Raw genomic sequence first — 18,160 nt, 5'->3', positions numbered from 1 at the left:
CCCATGTCCAATATCGTTATCGAAAAAGACATCGCCCACACCCATGAACAAGGGCATGAAGACGCCGGTTCCCTGAGCCTGTTCGGGTTCTGGATCTACCTGATGACCGACTGCATCCTGTTCGCGACGCTGTTCGCCGGCTATGCGGTACTGCGCGACAGCGTGGCGGGCGGCCCCTCCACGGCGGACATCTTCGAACTGCCTTATGTGCTGGCTGAGACCATGCTGCTGCTGTTGAGCAGCATCACCTACGGCTACGCGATGCTGGCGATGAACCGTGGCGAGCAGTCCCAGGTGCTGCGCTGGCTGGGGCTCACCTTTGTGCTGGGTGCCGGGTTTATTGCGATGGAGATCAACGAATTCCATCACTTGATCGCTGAAGGCTACGGGCCGGACCGCAGTGGTTTTCTGACTGCGTTCTTCACCCTGGTCGGCACCCACGGCGCGCACGTGTTGACGGGCCTTGTGTGGATGGCGGTGTTGATGGTCCAGGTAAAGCAACGCGGCCTGACCAGTACCAACGCCACGCGGCTCAGTTGCCTGAGCCTGTTCTGGCACTTTTTGGACGTGGTGTGGATCTGCGTCTTTACCGTGATCTATCTGTTGGGGGTGGTGTGACATGTACAAGCAAAGTTCGGTTCACAGCAGCGCGGGCAGCAGTCATGGCAGCAGCCGTTCCTATCTGGTCGGTTTCCTGGTGTCGGTAGTGCTCACCGTGATCCCTTTTGCCATGGTGATGTTCCCGTCACTGCCGCGCACCACCACCGCCTGGCTGGTGGTGGCACTGGGCGCGATTCAGATCGTGGTCCACCTGAAGTTCTTCCTGCACCTGGATACCGCCGAGGAACAACGCTGGAACCTGATTGCGCTGATTTTCTCGGCGGTCATCATTCTTCTGCTGGTAGGGCTTTCGCTATGGATCATGGGCAGTATTCACCACAATATGCTGGCGCACTGAAGCACTGGCTCGGGCTGTTCAATGCCGCGCTGCAACTGACCAAGCCCGGGATTATCTTCGGCAATCTCACCTCGGTGCTGGGGGGCTACTTCCTCGCGGGCAGGGGCCATCTGGCGGACCCTGCGCACTTGCTGGCCGCCCTGCTCGGCACTGCATTGGTGATCGGTTGCGGTTGTGTGATCAACAACTGTGTCGACCGCGACATCGACCGACGCATGGTGCGAACCTGTCACCGTGCGCTGGCACTGCGAACCATTGCAGTGCCCACGGCCGCAAGCTACGCCATCGCCCTGGGTGTCGCCGGTTTCGGTTTGCTGTGGGTCGCCAGCAATGCGCTGACCTGCCTGCTGGCACTGCTGGGGCTGGTGATCTATGCCGGGGTGTATACCGTCTGGCTGAAGCGACGCTCGCACTGGGCGACCCTGATCGGCAGCCTGTCCGGGGCGATGCCGCCGGTGATCGGTTATTGCGCGGTCACCGGCAGGTTCGACGCCACGGCGCTGCTGCTGGTGGTGGTGTTCTGCTGTTGGCAGATGCCTCACTCGCACGCCATCACCGTGATGCGCCGCGAGGACTTCCGCGCAGCGCGCCTGCCACTGCTGAGCCTGCCCGAGGCCCACCGGCAGATACAAGCGTACATTCTGGCGTTCCTGGCCAGCACACTGGTGCTGGGCGCGATTGCACAGATGAACGCCTGGTATTTTGCGGTGATGCTCGGCTGCTGCGGTTACTGGATGACGCTCGCCAACAGCTCCGCGCGCCTGACTGATCCGCGCAGCTGGGCGCGCAAGGTGTTTGGCTTCTCGATTATCCTGGTGCTGGCTCTGAACCTGTCGTTGGCCGTCCTCGGTTAGGGGCGTGGGCGGTCACTTCAGCGCCGGTACGGCGTCGAGCACCGCGCGGATTTTGCGGGGCAGGTCAATGGACTGATAAGGCTTTTGAATCAGCTCGAATTCATGCACCGGTATATCCGCGCGCGCCAGCGCATCTTTGGCGTAGCCGGTGGTGAGCAGAACCTTGATCTGCGGATACAGGCGGGTCACCTCACGGGCAAGCGCCGCGCCGTTCATGGTGCCCGGCATGATCAAGTCGCTGAACACCAGGTCATACCTATCGCTCTCCAGCCTGTGCAACGCCTCGGCGGCATCGTAGGCGATATCGGTCCGGTAACCGTAGTCGGACAGGATCACCTGGGCCAACTCGGCCACGTCGGGCCGGTCCTCCACGATCAGGATCTTCTCGTCGCCCTGCAGTGAGGTGGTGGCGGGCGTCTGTTCGACCCAGAGCTGGCTGTCATCGGCCGGAAAATACAGGCGTATGGTGGTACCGATGCCAGGATAGGAGTGGATACGAGCGGTGCCGCCCGACTGCTTGACGAAGCCATACACCATCGACAGCCCCAGGCCCGAGCCCTTGCCCTCCTCCTTGGTGGTGAAGAACGGTTGCATGACTTTTTCTTCTAGGTCGGGATCGATGCCATTGCCATTGTCAGACACCGAGATGCTGACATAGCGGCCCTCAGCCAGGCCATCGCGTTCGGCACCGGCCTCGCCCGGCACCTGGACGTTGGCGGTTTTGACCGTCACGGTCGGCTCTGCACGCCCTTCCAATGCGTCCTGGGCATTGCTCAGTAGGTGGCGAACCGCCAGCTCCGCCTGGGTAGGGTCGATGCGACAGTTCCACAGGTCGTCGGCGAGTTCCACGTGCAGGTCGACATTGTGCAGTACGTCCGTGAGGTCAGGGCGACCGAGCAAGGTATTCAGATTGATGACCCGGCTGTCGAGCCGCTGCTTGCGCGAGAACGCCAGCAATTGCTGGGTCAGGTTTTGCGCTTTTTCAGCGGCCGCCCGGGCGCGACTGGCACTGTTGAAGATGCGCTGCGGGTCGCAGCCAGGGCGCTTGGCGCTCTGCTGGATCAGCTCCAGATACCCGACCATCACCTGCAGCAGGTTGTTGAAGTCATGGGCAATGCCGCCCGTGAGCTGCCCCAACGCCTCCAGGTCCTGTGCGCGGCGCACGCGCTGTTCCGCGTCGTGGCGCCGGCTCACATCCAGCTGGGAGGCGAAGAAGTACACCAGCTGGCCGCGCTCGTTGAACAACGGAGAAAGGAACAGTTCGTTCCAGAAGGTCGAACCGTCCTTGCGGTAATTAAGCACTTCGACACAGACCTCATGGTGTTGGTCGACTGCACGCTGCACCTGCTCCAGGGTGCGGTTGTCCGTTTCCGGCCCTTGCAGGAACCTGCAATTGCGCCCGATCACTTCGTCGTGTTCGAAGCCGGTCAAGGTCAGGAACGCCGGGTTGGCGAACACGATCGGATTGTCGGGCTGCGCAGGGTCGGTCACGATCATCGCGCTGTGGCTGGTTTGCATCGCCGCAAAGAACAGATCTTTGCGGTCGGAAGAAAGCACCGGCAACTCATCACTGCCGACCACGGGCTTCTTCTTGGTTGCCAAGGTTCACCTCCAGATAAGTGGCGTGTGTTCCATTGACCGTGAAAACGCAGCGGAGTGCGAGCGTGCGCTAAATCATATGCGGCGCCGGTCCGGCGCCGCGCGCTGCATCAGCGCTTGGCCTCTGTGTCGGGGGCCGCGGAGCGCTCCAGAAACGCCTGGGTAAGCTGCGGCAAATGCTCGAGCAGCCACTCGGCCATGGCGATTTCCTGGGGCAGGATCTTCTCGCACGCCGCCTGTGTCTGGGTGTCGCCTGCCGCCTGCGCCGCCGCGATAAGCACCGTGTAGCTGGCCACCTCCATGTTTTCGAAGACGTAGCCTGCCATCGCGCCCTTGATCACCTCGTCGCTCATCAATGAGCCACCCACCGCCTGCCCGAACGCCATCAACTTGCCGCCGATGTCTTTCAGGGTCGAGGCGTTGCCGCCCAGGCGCGTCAGGCATTCGTCAATGAGCGCCTGCTGGCCAAGGGTTTCCTGGATATGCTGGTCGATGCGTGCCTTGAGCTGCGGGTAATGTTCCAGTCGCTCGGATTGCGCCTTGAGCATTTTTTCGGCCTGCTGCTCCATCGCATGGGCATCACGTAGCCAGTCGAGCACGTTTTCCTGTGGGGTCGCCATGTCGTTACTCCTCTTCAAGCCAGTAAATGGAACCGCACGCCCTTGAGCGTGCGGTTGCCGCCAATCAAAGATCAGGCTTGGGCTGAAGGCCCGCGCCCAGGTCGGCACCGGTGGTCGGATCGCTGGTAGGGTCGGAAAGCGTACGAATTTTCATCGCGCTCAACAGCGCTTCGTCGTCCGCGTTCAATTGCACGGTGGCCGTGCCATCGCCGCCGTCGACCGCAGGTTCGGGGCTCTCCACAAATTCCCATTCGTCGCCCTGGTTCCAGGGGCCCCGCATATTGCCGGCGCCCTGGGACATGTTGTAGTACACCTGGCTGAACTCCGGTTTGCCCGGCAGCTTGCCTTGGGGGAAATTCGGTTGAATCGAATGCAGCGCTTTTTCAAAGGAAATCTGATGCGCGATTTCCCGGGTCATCAGGAAACCCAGGGCATCCTTCACACCGGGATCGTCGGTGACGTTCATCAGCCGCTCATAGACGATCTTGGCGCGCGCTTCGGCCGCAATATTGGAGCGCATGTCCGCGGTGGGCTCACCGATGGTGTCGATGTAGGCCGCTGTCCACGGTACCCCGGCAGAGTTGATCAACGGCGCACCGGCACCGTACAGCAGGCTGGTGATATGGGAGTCATTGCCAGCGCCATTGAGTGAGCGATACAGCTCGCCCTCCTCCTCCACGCCTTCGGCCATGCGCCCCTTGGCACCCTTGTTGAGCATCACGATGATCGAGCCAACGATTTCCAGGTGACTGAGTTCCTCGGTGGCGATGTCCATCAACAGGTCTTTGCGCCCTGGATCGTCCTCGGACAAGGCTTGGGTAAAGTAGCGGGACGCGGCCGCCAACTCACCTTGAGCGCCGCCAAACTGTTCAAGCAAAAGGTTGGCCAGGCCCGGGTTGGGCTCGGCGACACGTACGGTGTATTGAAGTCGCTTGTTATGTAGAAACATGAACAAATCTCCTCAGGCTTTCTTGAAAGGGGCGGCATTTCGGAATGCGCGCCTACCCTTTATGTGAAGCGGACGGTGGTTGAAAAATTTCAAAAAAAATTCGCCCGTCACGACCAGCGGTTAAGCACCGCATAGCAAGCGAAACGGCGGTTCAGGGCGTTTCGCTCAGTCAGCAGCCGCATCATCCAGATCGGGAACGGCGTCGATTTCAGGTGTGCCGTTAGGCGGTACGGGGGTGGCCACAGCGCCATCGGCATGGGTGTCGGGGTGGTTCCAGTCGGTGGTCGCGTTAGGGTCCTCGTCACGTGCGGCGGTACCGATCACGAAACCGTCGTCGTTGGGATTCTCGAGTGGTTCAACAGGCGGGTTCTGTGTATTGGAGGGGTCATGGTTCATCGCAGCGTTCTCCCGTGTGCAGGATAGGAACTTCGTTTGAACCACCACTGATGTTCAAGTGCGACGAAAAAGACGAGTGGTGTGGATCACTTGTTTACTGTCGAAACACTGTCCAGAACTTATACGAAACGGCGTTATTTCCCGTACCTTGTACAACTTTCAGCAAGAAACTACCGCTCGTCGCCGCTTATAAAAATCGGTAAAACATTTCTCGTTGCGCCGCTATCGGAATAGGTGTCGGTTGCCACAATGGGCAACTAACGAAACGCTAAATCAGCGAATGGAGAATTGTCATGGCCACAGGTAATAAAAACCCAGGTAACTTTGCCAACGATCGCGAAAAAGCATCCGAAGCAGGGAGAAAAGGTGGGCAAGCGTCGGGCGGCAACTTCGCCAACGACCGTGAAAAAGCCTCCGAGGCAGGCCGCAAAGGCGGTCATCACAGCCACGGTGGCGGCCGCAAATCGGGCTCTTGAGTGATGCGTGGAAGGGGCAGCCTCGCTGCCCCTTCAAACCAGACGCTGGCTTATAAACGCTGCCGAACAGGCGCAGACTTTTTACTGCTGACTTAAACTTCCCGCCTCACACGCTTTAACGGACACCTACGTTAGGACAGGCGTATTTTTTATTCCGCGCAACAACTAATACTTAACACGCACGACGTGTTAATTGTTTTACGAAACGCTAATAACCCCAACTTCTTTATTGACCGTTAATGCCGGCACCCAGGGCCTGTTGCAGTTCGCGTGGATCATGGGTGCAGAACACCGTCACCGTCTTGCCGCTCTCGGCGATCAACTGGCGCAAGCGTTGTTGATTATGCAAACGCGCCTGGCGATCAGTGTCCATCATGCTTTGGTAAAAGCGCATGCCGGGCGGACAGCGGCGCTTGGGCAAGTGAACTTCGCCATGGTGGAAGTACGCATCGCCAGCATGCAGCGTCCAGCCCTCGGCGGTGCGAACAGCGACACCGGCGTGGCCAGCTGTATGCCCGCGAAGCGGCACCAGCAAAATGTCTTCCTGCTCGGCACCAACCACTGCTCGCACCGAATCGAAACCGAACCAGGTATCGCCCTGGGGTGCATACAGCTGCCAATCCGCGACGTCGCGCCATTGCGCAGGCAGGAAGCGCCGTCGTTCGATCCAGTCGCTGGCCAACGTTGCGTGATTGAGTTCCTGATGCATGACGTGCACGCGTGCCTTGGGAAAATCCTGCAGCCCGCCGGCGTGATCGAAATCCAGGTGCGTCAGCACTATGTGACGCACGTCCTCAGGCTTGAACCCCAACTGCCGCAATTGCTCAAGAGCAGTGAAACGATGCTCCAACTGGATGTTGTTGAACGTGCGGAAAAAACGGCTCAGGCGTTCAGGGTGTTCGACATCCTGCTGGCCGAACCCGGTGTCCACCAGGATCAGGCCATTGGCGTGCGTCTCGATCAGCAGGCAATGGCACACCACCGAGGCCGTCCACCCACGGCTGTAGCCATCGAACAACGCCCCACCCAGGGGGCACATACATCCACAGTTCAAATGATGCACACGCATATCAGGTTCCTTGATGGATGGACGACGGCCGGGCTATTTCGACGTCGTCGTCGACTGCCCGGCCTCGATGCACAGGTCGATGCCCACGGTGTCCACACGGTCACGTCGCAGCGCCGCCAGGTTCTGCAGCGTTTGTGCATGGACCGCGTCCGCCGCGTCCTTGAGCCGCTGCCATTCCTCAAGGTTGATGATTTCACGCAGCACCAGCTCATCGGCACGGTGGATGAGCGTCTGATAGAAGTCGTCGGGCCAGTCCAGGCGGTAGCTATCATCTTCAAGCAATAGGTGCCAGGCCTGGATTTCCATCTCTTTTTGGCTTTTTTCCATCGTCGCGCTCCTGTCGAGTCGAACTGCCTGTGGCTCAGTACCGTAATACGGCGGCCGCGCGGCTGTCGGTGGGCATCGAACGTTCGGTGGGCACCACCACGATCTCGCCGCCCTGGCGGATGACCGCCAGGATCAGTTCGTCCAGTGCCGCATCCTCATTCACCGCATGGTCGTGTACCACCTGTGTCCCCACCTCGGCATGAGCGTCGGCTTCCACCAGCAATAACGCCACGCGGCCTTCCTGCGCGGCGCGTTCGATATCCGGCAGCTGTGACGCGTTAAGCCGTTGCCCCACCGCGACACCAAAGCGGTCGAGCGCTGCATTCAACGCGTCGTCGCGGCGCTGGCTCAGTACCTGCGTGCAGGCTTGTGCCAATTGAGTGGGCGAGAGCGTGGCGGGATCGATGCGTACGCCCTCGGCCACCAGGAAGGGGTTGTGGCTGACCGCTCGGAACACGGCCTGGTTCTCGGGCAGCGCCACCAGCACCAAGGGTAATTGGCACACGCGCGAACAGTGCTCGGTAATCGCCTTGTCGACTGCACGGAAAAAGCGTTCACGGTCCAGGTTCACTTCGTCCTGCTTACCGCCACCACCGGACTCATGCATCATCGGGTCGCCGCGCTCGCCTGCCCCGCTGAAGCCGTCCGGGTGGCCTTGCTGATTGCGCGGGGTCAGTTCCTCGCCCAGCGCCTGGGCCTGTGAAGTGGGAACCGCCTGCGGCAGCTCAACCTCTTGCAGCGCCTGTGCGGTGCCCTCGAACACCTGCACACTGTCGCGGGTCAGGCACAGCGCCTGGTAGCGCTCGGTGGCCGGCGCCTGACGCAGCAACGGCCGCAGGTACGGGTGGCGGTTGACCATGGCGATCTCTTGAACCGGCTGATGCAACCCCACCACGATGAAGTGCTCGGCGCCGCCAAAGATCGCCAGTGACGGTGGGCAGTTATTCCAGAATTCCGTGTCAGCCACCAGGTCGTGGAACGGCGCCAGCAGCGTCTGGGCCTCGGGCGACTGCTGGGTCAATCCGTCTTCCAGGTCTTTGATGAGGTTCTTCAAGCGAATCGGATTCTGTGCGCGCTCGGGAAACGTTTGCTGAACGGGCATGTAGACACTCAGATGGGTGCGATCCGCCAGCGCCAGCAGCGTGTCCAGTGTCTGGCGGGTAAAAGTTTGAATCTCGACCATGGAAAATCTCCTTAATATTCGTCCAAATCGATCAGCCGTTCTCGAGGCTCTGCTCCAGGGCTATGTACGGTTCGAGCCGGGGCCATTCTCGGCAGTTCGTTCGGCAAACGGCGCAGGCCGATCAACGGCATGACCTGCTGCATCAGCATCAGAACGCAGCATTGCCTGGCGCTGCCAGAGGGTGCGGAAACGTCCGGGACGGCGGCGCAGTTCATCGGGGGAACCGTCTTGCACGATCTGCCCGTGTTCCAGCACCAGCACCCGGTCGAAGTGGGCAACCGTGAACAGTCGGTGAGCCACCGCAAGCACCGTTCTGCCACGCATCAGGTCGGTGAGCGCGCGCTGGATGACGGCTTCGGAATCCGAATCCAGCGCGGACGTCGCTTCGTCGAGGATCAGAATCGGCGCGCCCTTGAGGAACGCCCGGGCCAGCCCCAGACGTTGCCGTTGCCCGCCGGAAAGCGTCACACCGCGCTCCCCCACCAGCGTCTGATAGCCCGCGGGCAGCGCCTGCACGAACTCGTCGCAGAACGCGCGCCGGGCCGCTTCAATGATCTGCTGCTCGGTCGCGTGGGGCTGGCCGTAGCCGATGTTTTCCAGAATGCTGCGGTTGAACAGCGCCGGCTCCTGGGGCACCACGGCAATTTGCCGACGCAAGCTGTCCTGGCTGACCGAGCGGATGTCGCGGTCGTCGATCAGGATCACGCCGCTTTGCACGTCATCCAGGCGCTGCAGCAAGCCCAGCAGCGTGGACTTGCCCGAACCCGAGGTGCCGACAATGCCAACGCTCTGGCCGGCCGGAATCTCCAGGAAAAAATGCCTGAACACCGAGCTCCCGCCGGGGTGGGCATAGCTGACATCGAGCAAGCGGATGCTGCCGCGAGTGGGGGCCAGCTCTTCCGGCGTATCGCTGAGTTCATGGGGCTGGGCGATGATTCCCAGGGTTTCGGCAATGACCCCCATCTGTTGAGTGGCTTCCACCAGTGCCAGCGCCAGGTCGCGCGAGCCATGGAGAATACGAAACGTCAACGCGCTGACCATCACCACATCGCCCGCCGTAACCTGGCCCTCGCGCCACAGCAGAATGGCCCAGCCCAGCATCGCCCCCGCCATGATGGACAGGCATACGTCATGCAGCACGCGCGCCTTTTCCAGATAGATCCAGCTGCGCCGATGCGCCCCCGCCTCGACGCCGATCTCGCGCTCGAGCCTGAGGCGTTCGCGTTCGCGACCGGAAAACGCCTTGATGGTCCAGACATTGGAGACCTGATCCACGATTTCCCCACCGACACGCGCCGACTGTGACGCAAAGGCGATGTGCCGATTGCGGCCGCGCACGCCGACCACGGTGATCAACGCCGCCACCAGCAACACGCACACGATCAAGGCCAGCGCCATGGAACCACGCACGGCAAACAGCACCACGACGGCTCCGAGAAAATCCACACAGGGCGGCACGATGCGCCAGGCCAGGCCACCGTAGACGGTGTTGGCAGCCGTGGCCGCCGCCGACACCCGATTGGCCAGCGAGCCGGCAAAGTGTCGGTTGAAATAGCGCATCGGGTGGCCGGTCAGGTGGTGGAACAGGTCCACCCGCAGGTCGGCGCAACTGCCGACCACGGTGTAACAGCCCACCCAGCCACCGAGCCGCCACAGCACGTTTTCCACCACGATCAGCCCGATGAACAGGCTGAAGGCGCGCCACACCTGGCCTGCCTGCGAATCGCCGGCCATGGCGTCCACCAGCAACTTCATGCCGTACTGCACCGCCACCGCGCAACAGGCCGCACCGATCACCAGCGACAACATGGCGCTGAAATGCAGCGGACGGACCCTGACGTAGCGCCATAAAAACGCACTGGCGGTTGCCGGCAGCGGCTCATCGCGCAAGCGCCGCAGGATCATGGCCGGTGCCCCGTCGTTCGCAACCGATCCAGCTCGCGCAGACACGCCCTGACGCGCTCGGGCACCGCCTGAAGCTGCGCATGCAACGGGTGAAAGGACGCACGCTCGCCCTCTCCATCCGGGTAGCCGAAAACGCCGGTGGGGCAGTAACGGCCGTCATCCCAGCCGGGGTAATCGAGGAAGGGATACCAGCAGATGCCTTGCACCGGAACCCCTCGCTTGAGCGCTGTCAGTACCTGCTCCACGACGTAGCTCAGCCAGGGCACCCGCGCTTGATCCTCGGCACCGGTTTCGGAAATCAGCACTGGCCGCTGATAGCGCTGGTGCAGTTCCTTGAGCATCCCGGCCAGCGGTCGGTAATCAGGCGCCCCGCGCATGATGCGATCACCCTGGAAATACCATTGGTTGTGCGGGTAGAAATTGGCGCCGATGATGTCCAGGTAATGCTCCTGCCCACCCAGGCCCGGCCATTGCCGCCCGGTCAACAGGTCCCAGGCTTCGAATTGAGCCAGCCGATAACGTTCGGCGTGATCGATCTCTTCGCTGCGACGCGAGGCTGACACCACGTTGATCAACGGGTCGCACTGCACGAAACGCGCAGCGGGCGCGCGCTCACGAATCGCCTCGATAGCCGCGATGCTGGCGCGCACCAACTGGTGCTTGAGCTCTTGCCCTCGCCCGCGTGCGTTGGGGTTGAAATAACCGACCTCGCCCCCCGCCCAGCTCCAGAACGAGATCTCGTTGACCGGCGAGTAGAACGGCCGCTGGATGCCTTCATCGCTCATCAGCTTCGCCACTTCGCCGGCAAAGCGGGCGAAGCGGTCGATGAATGACGGGCGCCAGATGTCGAGGTCATCGGGATAGCCGTAGTGGCAAAGGTCCCATATCACCTGCAGCGAATGCTCGCGCGCGGCCCTGAGCATCGGCAGGAAGCTGCTCCAGTCGTAGCGGCCAGGGCTGCGTTCGATCAGGTGCCAGCGCAAACCGTCGCGGGCACAGCGTACGTTCAGGCCCGCCAGTTGCCGGTAGTCCTTGTCCACCCAGCGCGCATGGCCGGTACTTTCCAGCAGGTCCAGGCGCCGACCATCCTGGCGGCGCTGGCTGGAACATTCATAGCCGGCCATCACGAAGCTGTCGAACAGGCTGACCTGTTCGAACTCGCAGGCTTGGCGTGGCCCCCCCTGTTGTCGTGCGTTCATGGAGCTTCGAGCCCCGCTTCAAGGGCGACTTCGCTGCTTGCGGCCTCGATATCGCGGTACAACGCCAGCGCCTGGCCGACGACCTGGTCCATGTTGTAGTACTTGTAGGTGCCCAGGCGGCCGAGAAACGTCACTTCCGGCGTCTGCTGGGCCAGCGCCTTGTAGCGTTTGTACAGCTCGGCGTTTTCGGGGCGTGGCACCGGGTAATAAGGGTCACCCTCATCGCAGGGAAATTCGTAACTGATGCTGGTGCTCGGGTGCTCCTGGCCAGTCAGGTGCTTGTACTCGGTGATGCGGGTATAGGGCACCTGCTCGTCAGGGAAGTTGACCACTGCTACTGGCTGATAGCGTTCCTGTTCGAGGGTCTGATGCTCGAAGCGCAGCGAGCGATAAGGCAAGCGGCCCAGCTGGAAGTCGAAGTACTCGTCGATTGGCCCGCAATAAATAATGTGCTTGAACTTGACGGCATCGCGCACGGCCTTGAAGTCGGTGTTGAGCAGCACGTCGATGCGCGGGTGATCGAGCATCCGTTCGAACAGGCGCGTATAGCCGTCGCGAGGCATCATCTGGAAGGTGTCGGTAAAATAGCGATCGTCGGCATGGGTGCGGGTGGGAATGCGCGAGGTCACCGACTTGTCCAGCTCGGACGGGTCCAGTCCCCACTGCTTGCGGGTGTAGCCACGGAAAAACTTCTCGTACAGCGTTCGACCGATCTGATTGACCACCACGTCTTCGGACGTGCGAATCGTCGCCACCGGCTCGGCCCGCTCGGCCAGGAACACTTCGGCTTGCTCAGGCGTCATCGACAGCCCGTACAGCGTGTTTAGCGTGGTGAGGTTGATGGGAATCGGCACCAACTGCCCATCCACCTTCGCCAGCACACGGTGCTCGTAGGGTCGCCACTCGGTGAAGCGCGACAAGTAATCAACGATGCGCTGGGCGTTGGTGTGGAAAATGTGCGGACCGTAGCGGTGCACCAGCACCCCCGCTGCGTCGTAGTGATCGTAGGCGTTGCCGGCCACGTGGGCGCGTCGGTCGATCAGCAGCACGTGGCGGCCCAACCCCTCGGCCAGACGTTCGGCCATTACGCTGCCGGCAAACCCGGCGCCGACGATCAGGTAATCATAAACACTGCGCGCCGGCTGGCAGGACGGTCCGGACATGGCCGCTTCGAGATTTATCTGAGGCATTCGATCTGCTCCTTCATGAAGCGGCTGGTGTTGTCCCACGACATGCCTTCAAGGGCGGCGTCGGCGCGTTTTAAAAAGTCGGGCGTGCCTTTGAGGTGCAGCGCGCCTTCGATGGCACTGACAAAGGCCTGCGGCGTGTCGGCGATGAACACCGCACCACTGGCGCCATAGCCATTGACCACATCGCGAATCGGCGTGGACACCACGGGACAGCCGCCCGCCAGGTATTCAGGCGTCTTGGTGGGGCTGATAAAGCGGGTGGACGCGTTGAGCGCGAAAGGCATCAGTGCCACGTCCCAGCCGCTCAGGTAAGCCGGCAGTTCGGCGTATTGCCGCGCCCCCAGGTAATGGATATTGGGGCGACGCGGCAGCGTTTGCGGATCGATCTTGACCACCGGCCCCACCAGTACGATCTGCCAGTCGGGCCGCAGCGCCGCCATCTGGTCCACCAGTTCGATGTCGAAGCGCTCATCGATCACCCCGAAAAAGCCCAGGCGTGGCCGCGCAATCGAAGCCTGGTCCGCAGGCTCGATCACAGCGTCACGCGCCTGGGCGAAATGCGCGATGTCGACGCTGCTGGGCACTGGATGCGCATTGCCGTGCTGGCGCTGCTTGACCTCCCACAAACTCACTCCGCCGGTAAATACCACGTCGGCCCTGGCCATCAGCAGCCGCTCCATGTCCACCAGTTGGGCAGGTGCGCCCATGAACGCGGACAGCTCGTCCATGCAGTCGAACACGGTGACTTGCGCTTGGAGATGGTCAGTGAACGCCAGGCTCATCGGGGTGAAGTACCAGAGCAGAAGATCACCGGGCAAGCGCTGGGCAAGGCGCTCGTCGAGCAACTGGCGCTGCGCTTCGTTGATGGCCTGGGCAGTCATGCCTTCGGGCAGGCGCGGCACCACTACCTCGATACCGTCTGCCGGGCTCGACGCTTCAAGCCGGGGTGGCTCGTGGCCGGCCACCACTGGTTCTTCGAAGAAGATCACGTCGTAGTCTTTGGCCAGGCGCGACATCACATGCTGCGGGCGCTGGTAAACGAAACCCCAGCGCAAATGGGACAGGCACACCAGTGTGGGCCGGGCCGGGGCCGGAGATTCCATGAGGCGTTGCGCACTCAGCGCAGCAAACTGTTCAGGCTGTTCTGCAAGGTTCATATCAACGTCCTTATCAAGCGAAAAGATGACGGCTCAAGCATCGAGCCCCTTGGCCATATCCGGTCGATACGGCAAGCGCGCGACAGCGTTCAATCAGGCTGTACGGCTCTTGAAGGTTGGAAGCATCGTCGTCGCGGGGCGTTCAGAAGAAGATTCTGCGAAGCCGATGAACTGCACATACCAGTCGGTCAACCGGTTTGAACTCCCGCCAAAAAACGCCCCCTACCGGTTTAACAGTCAGCCGCCAACACGGCTGACCACCTTGGCAACAGGGCGTCAGGCAGACGCCGGGACGATTGAGGGCAGGCGCATGATTTTGATAACGGGCGGTGCGGGATACATCGGTGCGCATGTCGCAGTGGAATGGATGGATCGAGGCGAAGACGTGTTGATCCTGGATAACTTGTGCAACAGCGAGCGCTCGGCCATCGAGCGCATCAGCACCCTGGCAGGCAGGCCACCAGGATTTGTCTACGGCGATGTGCGCAACCGGCGTTTGCTCGACACGCTGTTGCGCGACTACCCGATTGACGCGGTGGTGCACTGCGCAGGGTTGAAAGCCGTCGGCGAAAGCGTGCGCGAGCCGTTGCGCTATTACGACACCAATGTCGGCGGCAGCGTGGTGCTTTGCCAGGCCATGGCGCAGGCGGGTGTGTTCCGCCTGGTGTTCAGTTCGTCGGCCACCGTGTACGGCGACTGCACGCGCATGCCCATCAGCGAGACGTGCACCACCGGGCAACCGACCAACCCGTACGGCATGTCCAAATTGATGTGTGAAAACGTGATGAAAAGCGTGGCCGGCTCCGATCCGCGCTGGTCGATAGGCCTGCTGCGCTACTTCAACCCCATCGGCGCCCACGCCTCCGGTTTGCTGGGCGAGGCACCGACCAGCACACCGAACAATTTACTGCCTTACTTGCTGCAGGTTGCCAGCGGCGAACGCCAGGCATTGTCGGTTTACGGCCGGGACTACCCGACCCCGGACGGCACCGGCGTTCGCGACTACATCCATGTCGTCGACCTCGCGCAGGGCCACACCTGCGCGCTCGACGCGCTGCGCGAACGGCGCGGCATCAGTGTGTGGAATCTGGGAACCGGGCGTGGGTATTCGGTGCTGGAGGTCATCAACGCCTTCGAAAAAGTGACTGGCGTGCCCATACCCATGACCTTCGAACCGCGCCGGCCAGGGGATATCGCCTGCTGCTGGGCCGACCCGCGAAAATCACTCGAAGAACTGGGTTGGCAGGCGCGTCATTCACTGGAAAGCATGCTGACCGACGCCTGGCGCTGGCAGTGCAACCAACACCGGCATGAGAAAATTCGGCAGGCCAATTGATGCAGGAGCGGCCCCAATTATTCGAGGCGAAATTGGGGCTATCTTCGCTGGTGAAACGAATCAGCTTAGACAAAAACCTCGATTATGCATAAATGCATTTTTTTGCTTGACCCGAAGGAAGGACCCTTCTAAAGTGAAGTCACTGTATATAAATACAGTATTCAACCAACCTTCATGGACGAGGTTTTTCTTATGAAAAGCACCACTGATACATTTGGCAAAGCACCCCATCAACCCAGCCTGTGGACCCGCGCCGATGCGCTGAAAGTGCACGCGGACGATCCCACCACCACCCAGCCATTGGTCAGCGCCGACTTCCCGGTGCTGAGCGATAAAGTGTTTATCTGGGACACCATGCCGCTGCGTGACATCGACGGGAATATCACCTCCGTCGATGGCTGGTCGGTGATCTTCACCCTGACTGCGGATCGTCACCCGAACGACCCGCAATACCTCGATCAGAACGGTAACTACGACATCACCCGCGACTGGAATGATCGCCACGGTCGGGCAAAGATGTACTACTGGTTCTCCCGCACCGGCAAGGACTGGAAACTGGGTGGCCGGGTCATGGCTGAGGGTGTTTCGCCGACCGTGCGCGAATGGGCCGGCACGCCGATCCTGTTGAACGAGCAAGGTGAAATCGACCTGTACTACACCGCCGTCACACCCGGTGCGACCATCGTCAAGGTGCGTGGCCGCGTGGTGACCACCGAGCATGGCGTCAGCCTGGTGGGCTTCGAGAAGGTCAAGCCGCTGTTCGAAGCGGACGGCAAGATGTACCAGACCGAAGCGCAGAACGCCTTCTGGGGTTTCCGCGATCCGTGGCCGTTCCGCGACCCGAAGGACGGCAAGCTGTACATGCTGTTTGAGGGCAACGTGGCCGGCGAGCGTGGCTCGCACAAGGTGGGCAAGGCAGAAATCGGCGACGTGCCGCCGGGTCATGAAGACGTCGGCAACTCGCGCTACCAGACCGCCTGCGTCGGCATCGCCGTGGCCCGTGACAAAGACGGCGACGACTGGGAAATGCTGCCGCCGCTGCTCACCGCCGTCGGCGTCAACGACCAGACCGAACGTCCGCACTTCGTGTTCCAGGACGGCAAGTATTACCTGTTCACCATCAGCCACACCTTCACCTACGCCGACGGCGTCACCGGGCCCGACGGGGTATACGGTTTTGTCGCGGACTCGCTGTTCGGCCCTTACGTGCCGTTGAACGGTTCCGGCCTGGTGCTGGGCAACCCCTCTTCCCAGCCCTTCCAGACCTACTCGCACTGCGTGATGCCCAACGGCCTGGTGACCTCCTTCATCGACAGCGTCCCTGCCGGCGAAGACGGTAAACAGATGCGCATCGGTGGCACCGAGGCACCGACCGTCGGCATCAAGATCAAAGGGCAGCAGACCTTCGTGGTCGCCGAATATGACTACGGGTTCATTCCGCCGATGGTGGATGTGACGCTCAAGTAAGGCCGCTCCACTGGAATGTTGTCTGAGAGCGCTCTTGGACAACGTGCACTACCACCTTCGAGAACTGGCTACAGGGATGTAGCCAGTTGCGGGGGCTTGCTCCCAACCCGTTTTTTCCTCCAAACCACCCTGCCCCGTCTTACGAGCGGAGCGACTCACGAATTTCTTCAATGGCAAAACCGACGTCATGGCCTCCACGAATCAACTCCGCGAACCGCACCATGACTGAAGAACCGAGGTCGCGGGCCAACGCCATCGTCATCAATTCGTGTATCGGCTCGTCAAGCGCTACTTGCAGCGTCGATGAACATGCCTGTCCTGTGAGCCAGGTGACCAGGGAAGAGACCCTCTGACCTGAGGTATTTTCATCAACGCCCAAAACCTCGCTCAGCACCATACCCAGTGCGCCTGCGCAATGCTGCTCCGGGCGACCCCATGCCTTGAGTTCAATCGCGTCTCGCTGCACTTTCTCCAGATTGCGCCGAATCTTGCCGGGTATCGTCGCAGCCGCTTTAGGACGATTGTAGTACTCACGATTGGCTAAACTTGCGGCGTCTCTGACGACCTTCCACACCACTGACCAGAGCTGCGAGACACTATAGGTTTGCAATGCCGAGCGCAGGGTGCTTTTGATCTCCTCCTGTTCTTGCTCATCAAGGTCGTGGTGGTAAAGGGCACATTGGTTGCCCACATAGCGCATGACATCCGCAACCGAGTAATCCAGCCACAGATTAAAGAGCCCATCAGCGTCGGTGTATACCCTTTCCCGCAGGCTCCGAATGACCTCGTCCGCACTTCTCGATGCAGCATCTGGCGCCAAGCGGTAAACCACTTGGTCACGCGACATCCAAATCTCGTCGCCCTCCCAATAGTAAGTGCCCGGACTCGCTTTGCCTGGGTCATCGAGGAGGAGCCCAGCCTCACGCAGTTGCAGGATAAAGTCGCCAGCATACCGAGGTGCCAGCCCTCGACAATCACCCAGGGTGAAGCCGCCATGGGTCAATCTCGGGTTAATGGCTCTGTCCAACGCCAAGAGAAGCAGGACCAGATTGTCCGGCAACATTGAATAGTCCACCGTTCGGGTCGACTGCTTGCTGGCGTATTCGGCCAACTGCCGTTCAAGCTCCGCAGCTCTGGCCTTTTTAACCTCAAGCGCAATCGCGTCCTGGTCGTCCTGACAGAGCGTACAAAGTTTAGGAAACCGTTGAGGGACCTTTGTTGCCTCGGAGCGACTTTTGATTTCAACCAGTTCGGCGCATTGGGGGCACACCTGATTTTCATCGAACGCATTGCAACGCTGGCGTATGAAGCTGGCCAGTGTCATGCCCTTGGCCATCTCAATAATGCCCGTCAGAGCACTGACTTTTTCAAGGTATCGCCCTGACTCATCGACAGCCCAGTACCGCTCAATCAACTCAATTTCTTTCGGGTCTTGTGTCAGCATTTGCAGCTTGATTGCCATGTAAACGGTCCTG

General features: G+C 61.0%; 17 protein-coding genes and 1 pseudogene. 6 read left to right on the top strand and 12 right to left on the bottom strand.

Annotation, left to right across the window (positions count from 1 at the left end):
* Positions 1-3 precede the first annotated feature (3 nt).
* Genes SC318_RS10195 through cyoE form a run of 3 tightly spaced genes read left to right on the top strand, consistent with a single transcriptional unit; the run spans position 4 to position 1,812 of the window.
* Entirely contained in the window at positions 4-618 is a 615-nt protein-coding gene (locus SC318_RS10195; protein ID WP_320430672.1) for a cytochrome o ubiquinol oxidase subunit III, read from the top strand.
* Between the two features lies 1 nt (position 619).
* On the top strand, positions 620-958 hold the full coding sequence (gene cyoD / locus SC318_RS10190; RefSeq protein WP_124386119.1) for a cytochrome o ubiquinol oxidase subunit IV: 339 nt from the start codon (positions 620-622) through the stop codon (positions 956-958).
* Positions 916-1,812, top strand: coding sequence for a heme o synthase (gene cyoE, locus SC318_RS10185; protein ID WP_320430671.1), 897 nt, complete (start codon positions 916-918; stop codon positions 1,810-1,812). The genes cyoD and cyoE overlap by 43 nt, the downstream gene beginning before the upstream one ends.
* 12 nt (positions 1,813-1,824) lie before the next feature.
* Here cyoE and SC318_RS10180 read toward each other — a convergent pair whose 3' ends face one another.
* From SC318_RS10180 to SC318_RS10165, 4 genes are all read right to left on the bottom strand, one after another.
* Positions 1,825-3,414 (bottom strand): histidine kinase famiy protein, encoded by a 1,590-nt coding sequence (locus SC318_RS10180; protein WP_320430670.1) that lies wholly within the window; start codon positions 3,412-3,414, stop codon positions 1,825-1,827.
* A 107-nt stretch (positions 3,415-3,521) separates the two neighbouring features.
* Positions 3,522-4,031 (bottom strand): ferritin-like domain-containing protein, encoded by a 510-nt coding sequence (locus tag SC318_RS10175; protein ID WP_320430669.1) that lies wholly within the window; start codon positions 4,029-4,031, stop codon positions 3,522-3,524.
* A gap of 64 nt (positions 4,032-4,095) precedes the next feature.
* A complete protein-coding gene (locus tag SC318_RS10170; RefSeq protein WP_320430668.1) occupies positions 4,096-4,980 on the bottom strand; it encodes a manganese catalase family protein in 885 nt (294 codons plus the stop codon).
* Positions 4,981-5,145: 165 nt separating this feature from the next.
* Complete coding sequence (locus tag SC318_RS10165) at positions 5,146-5,376, bottom strand: hypothetical protein (RefSeq protein WP_320430667.1); 231 nt, start codon at positions 5,374-5,376, stop codon at positions 5,146-5,148.
* A 302-nt stretch (positions 5,377-5,678) separates the two neighbouring features.
* Between SC318_RS10165 and SC318_RS10160 the strand changes: the two are divergent.
* A pseudogene (locus tag SC318_RS10160) lies at positions 5,679-5,852 on the top strand (general stress protein); the annotation flags it as partial.
* A 226-nt stretch (positions 5,853-6,078) separates the two neighbouring features.
* Here SC318_RS10160 and SC318_RS10155 read toward each other — a convergent pair.
* From SC318_RS10155 to SC318_RS10125, 7 genes are read right to left on the bottom strand one after another with little or no spacing between them, the layout of a single operon-like run.
* Positions 6,079-6,921 carry an MBL fold metallo-hydrolase gene (locus tag SC318_RS10155; RefSeq protein WP_320430666.1) on the bottom strand — a complete coding sequence of 281 codons (843 nt, stop codon included), beginning with the start codon at positions 6,919-6,921 and terminating at the stop codon, positions 6,079-6,081.
* A 33-nt stretch (positions 6,922-6,954) separates the two neighbouring features.
* The gene (locus tag SC318_RS10150) at positions 6,955-7,248 is read right to left on the bottom strand and encodes a hypothetical protein (protein WP_320430665.1); all 294 of its coding nucleotides are present in this window, start codon (positions 7,246-7,248) and stop codon (positions 6,955-6,957) included.
* A gap of 34 nt (positions 7,249-7,282) precedes the next feature.
* Positions 7,283-8,431, bottom strand: coding sequence for a baeRF3 domain-containing protein (locus SC318_RS10145; protein ID WP_320430664.1), 1,149 nt, complete (start codon positions 8,429-8,431; stop codon positions 7,283-7,285).
* Between the two features lie 60 nt (positions 8,432-8,491).
* Complete coding sequence (locus SC318_RS10140) at positions 8,492-10,336, bottom strand: ABC transporter ATP-binding protein (RefSeq protein WP_320430663.1); 1,845 nt, start codon at positions 10,334-10,336, stop codon at positions 8,492-8,494.
* A complete protein-coding gene (locus tag SC318_RS10135) occupies positions 10,333-11,535 on the bottom strand; it encodes a glycoside hydrolase family 1 protein (protein ID WP_320430662.1) in 1,203 nt (400 codons plus the stop codon). Before SC318_RS10135 ends, SC318_RS10140 begins: the two co-directional genes overlap by 4 nt.
* Complete coding sequence (gene glf / locus SC318_RS10130) at positions 11,532-12,725, bottom strand: UDP-galactopyranose mutase (protein ID WP_413817624.1); 1,194 nt, start codon at positions 12,723-12,725, stop codon at positions 11,532-11,534. Before glf ends, SC318_RS10135 begins: the two co-directional genes overlap by 4 nt.
* Positions 12,713-13,828, bottom strand: a complete 1,116-nt coding sequence (locus SC318_RS10125; protein WP_320431209.1) for a glycosyltransferase family 1 protein — start codon at positions 13,826-13,828, stop codon at positions 12,713-12,715. The genes glf and SC318_RS10125 overlap by 13 nt, the downstream gene beginning before the upstream one ends.
* 364 nt (positions 13,829-14,192) lie before the next feature.
* On the opposite strand from SC318_RS10125, the gene galE reads away from it, so the two are divergent.
* Both galE and SC318_RS10115 read left to right on the top strand, forming a co-directional pair.
* Positions 14,193-15,218, top strand: coding sequence for a UDP-glucose 4-epimerase GalE (gene galE / locus SC318_RS10120; RefSeq protein ID WP_320430661.1), 1,026 nt, complete (start codon positions 14,193-14,195; stop codon positions 15,216-15,218).
* A 192-nt stretch (positions 15,219-15,410) separates the two neighbouring features.
* Entirely contained in the window at positions 15,411-16,685 is a 1,275-nt protein-coding gene (locus tag SC318_RS10115) for a glycoside hydrolase family 68 protein (RefSeq protein ID WP_320430660.1), read from the top strand.
* Between the two features lie 139 nt (positions 16,686-16,824).
* Here SC318_RS10115 and SC318_RS10110 read toward each other — a convergent pair whose 3' ends face one another.
* Positions 16,825-18,147, bottom strand: a complete 1,323-nt coding sequence (locus SC318_RS10110) for a hypothetical protein (protein ID WP_320430659.1) — start codon at positions 18,145-18,147, stop codon at positions 16,825-16,827.
* Positions 18,148-18,160: the final 13 nt, after the last annotated feature.

Source organism: Pseudomonas sp. MUP55 (assembly GCF_034043515.1).
Lineage (GTDB): Bacteria > Pseudomonadota > Gammaproteobacteria > Pseudomonadales > Pseudomonadaceae > Aquipseudomonas.
This window is presented reverse-complemented; position numbering and strand designations above follow the sequence as displayed.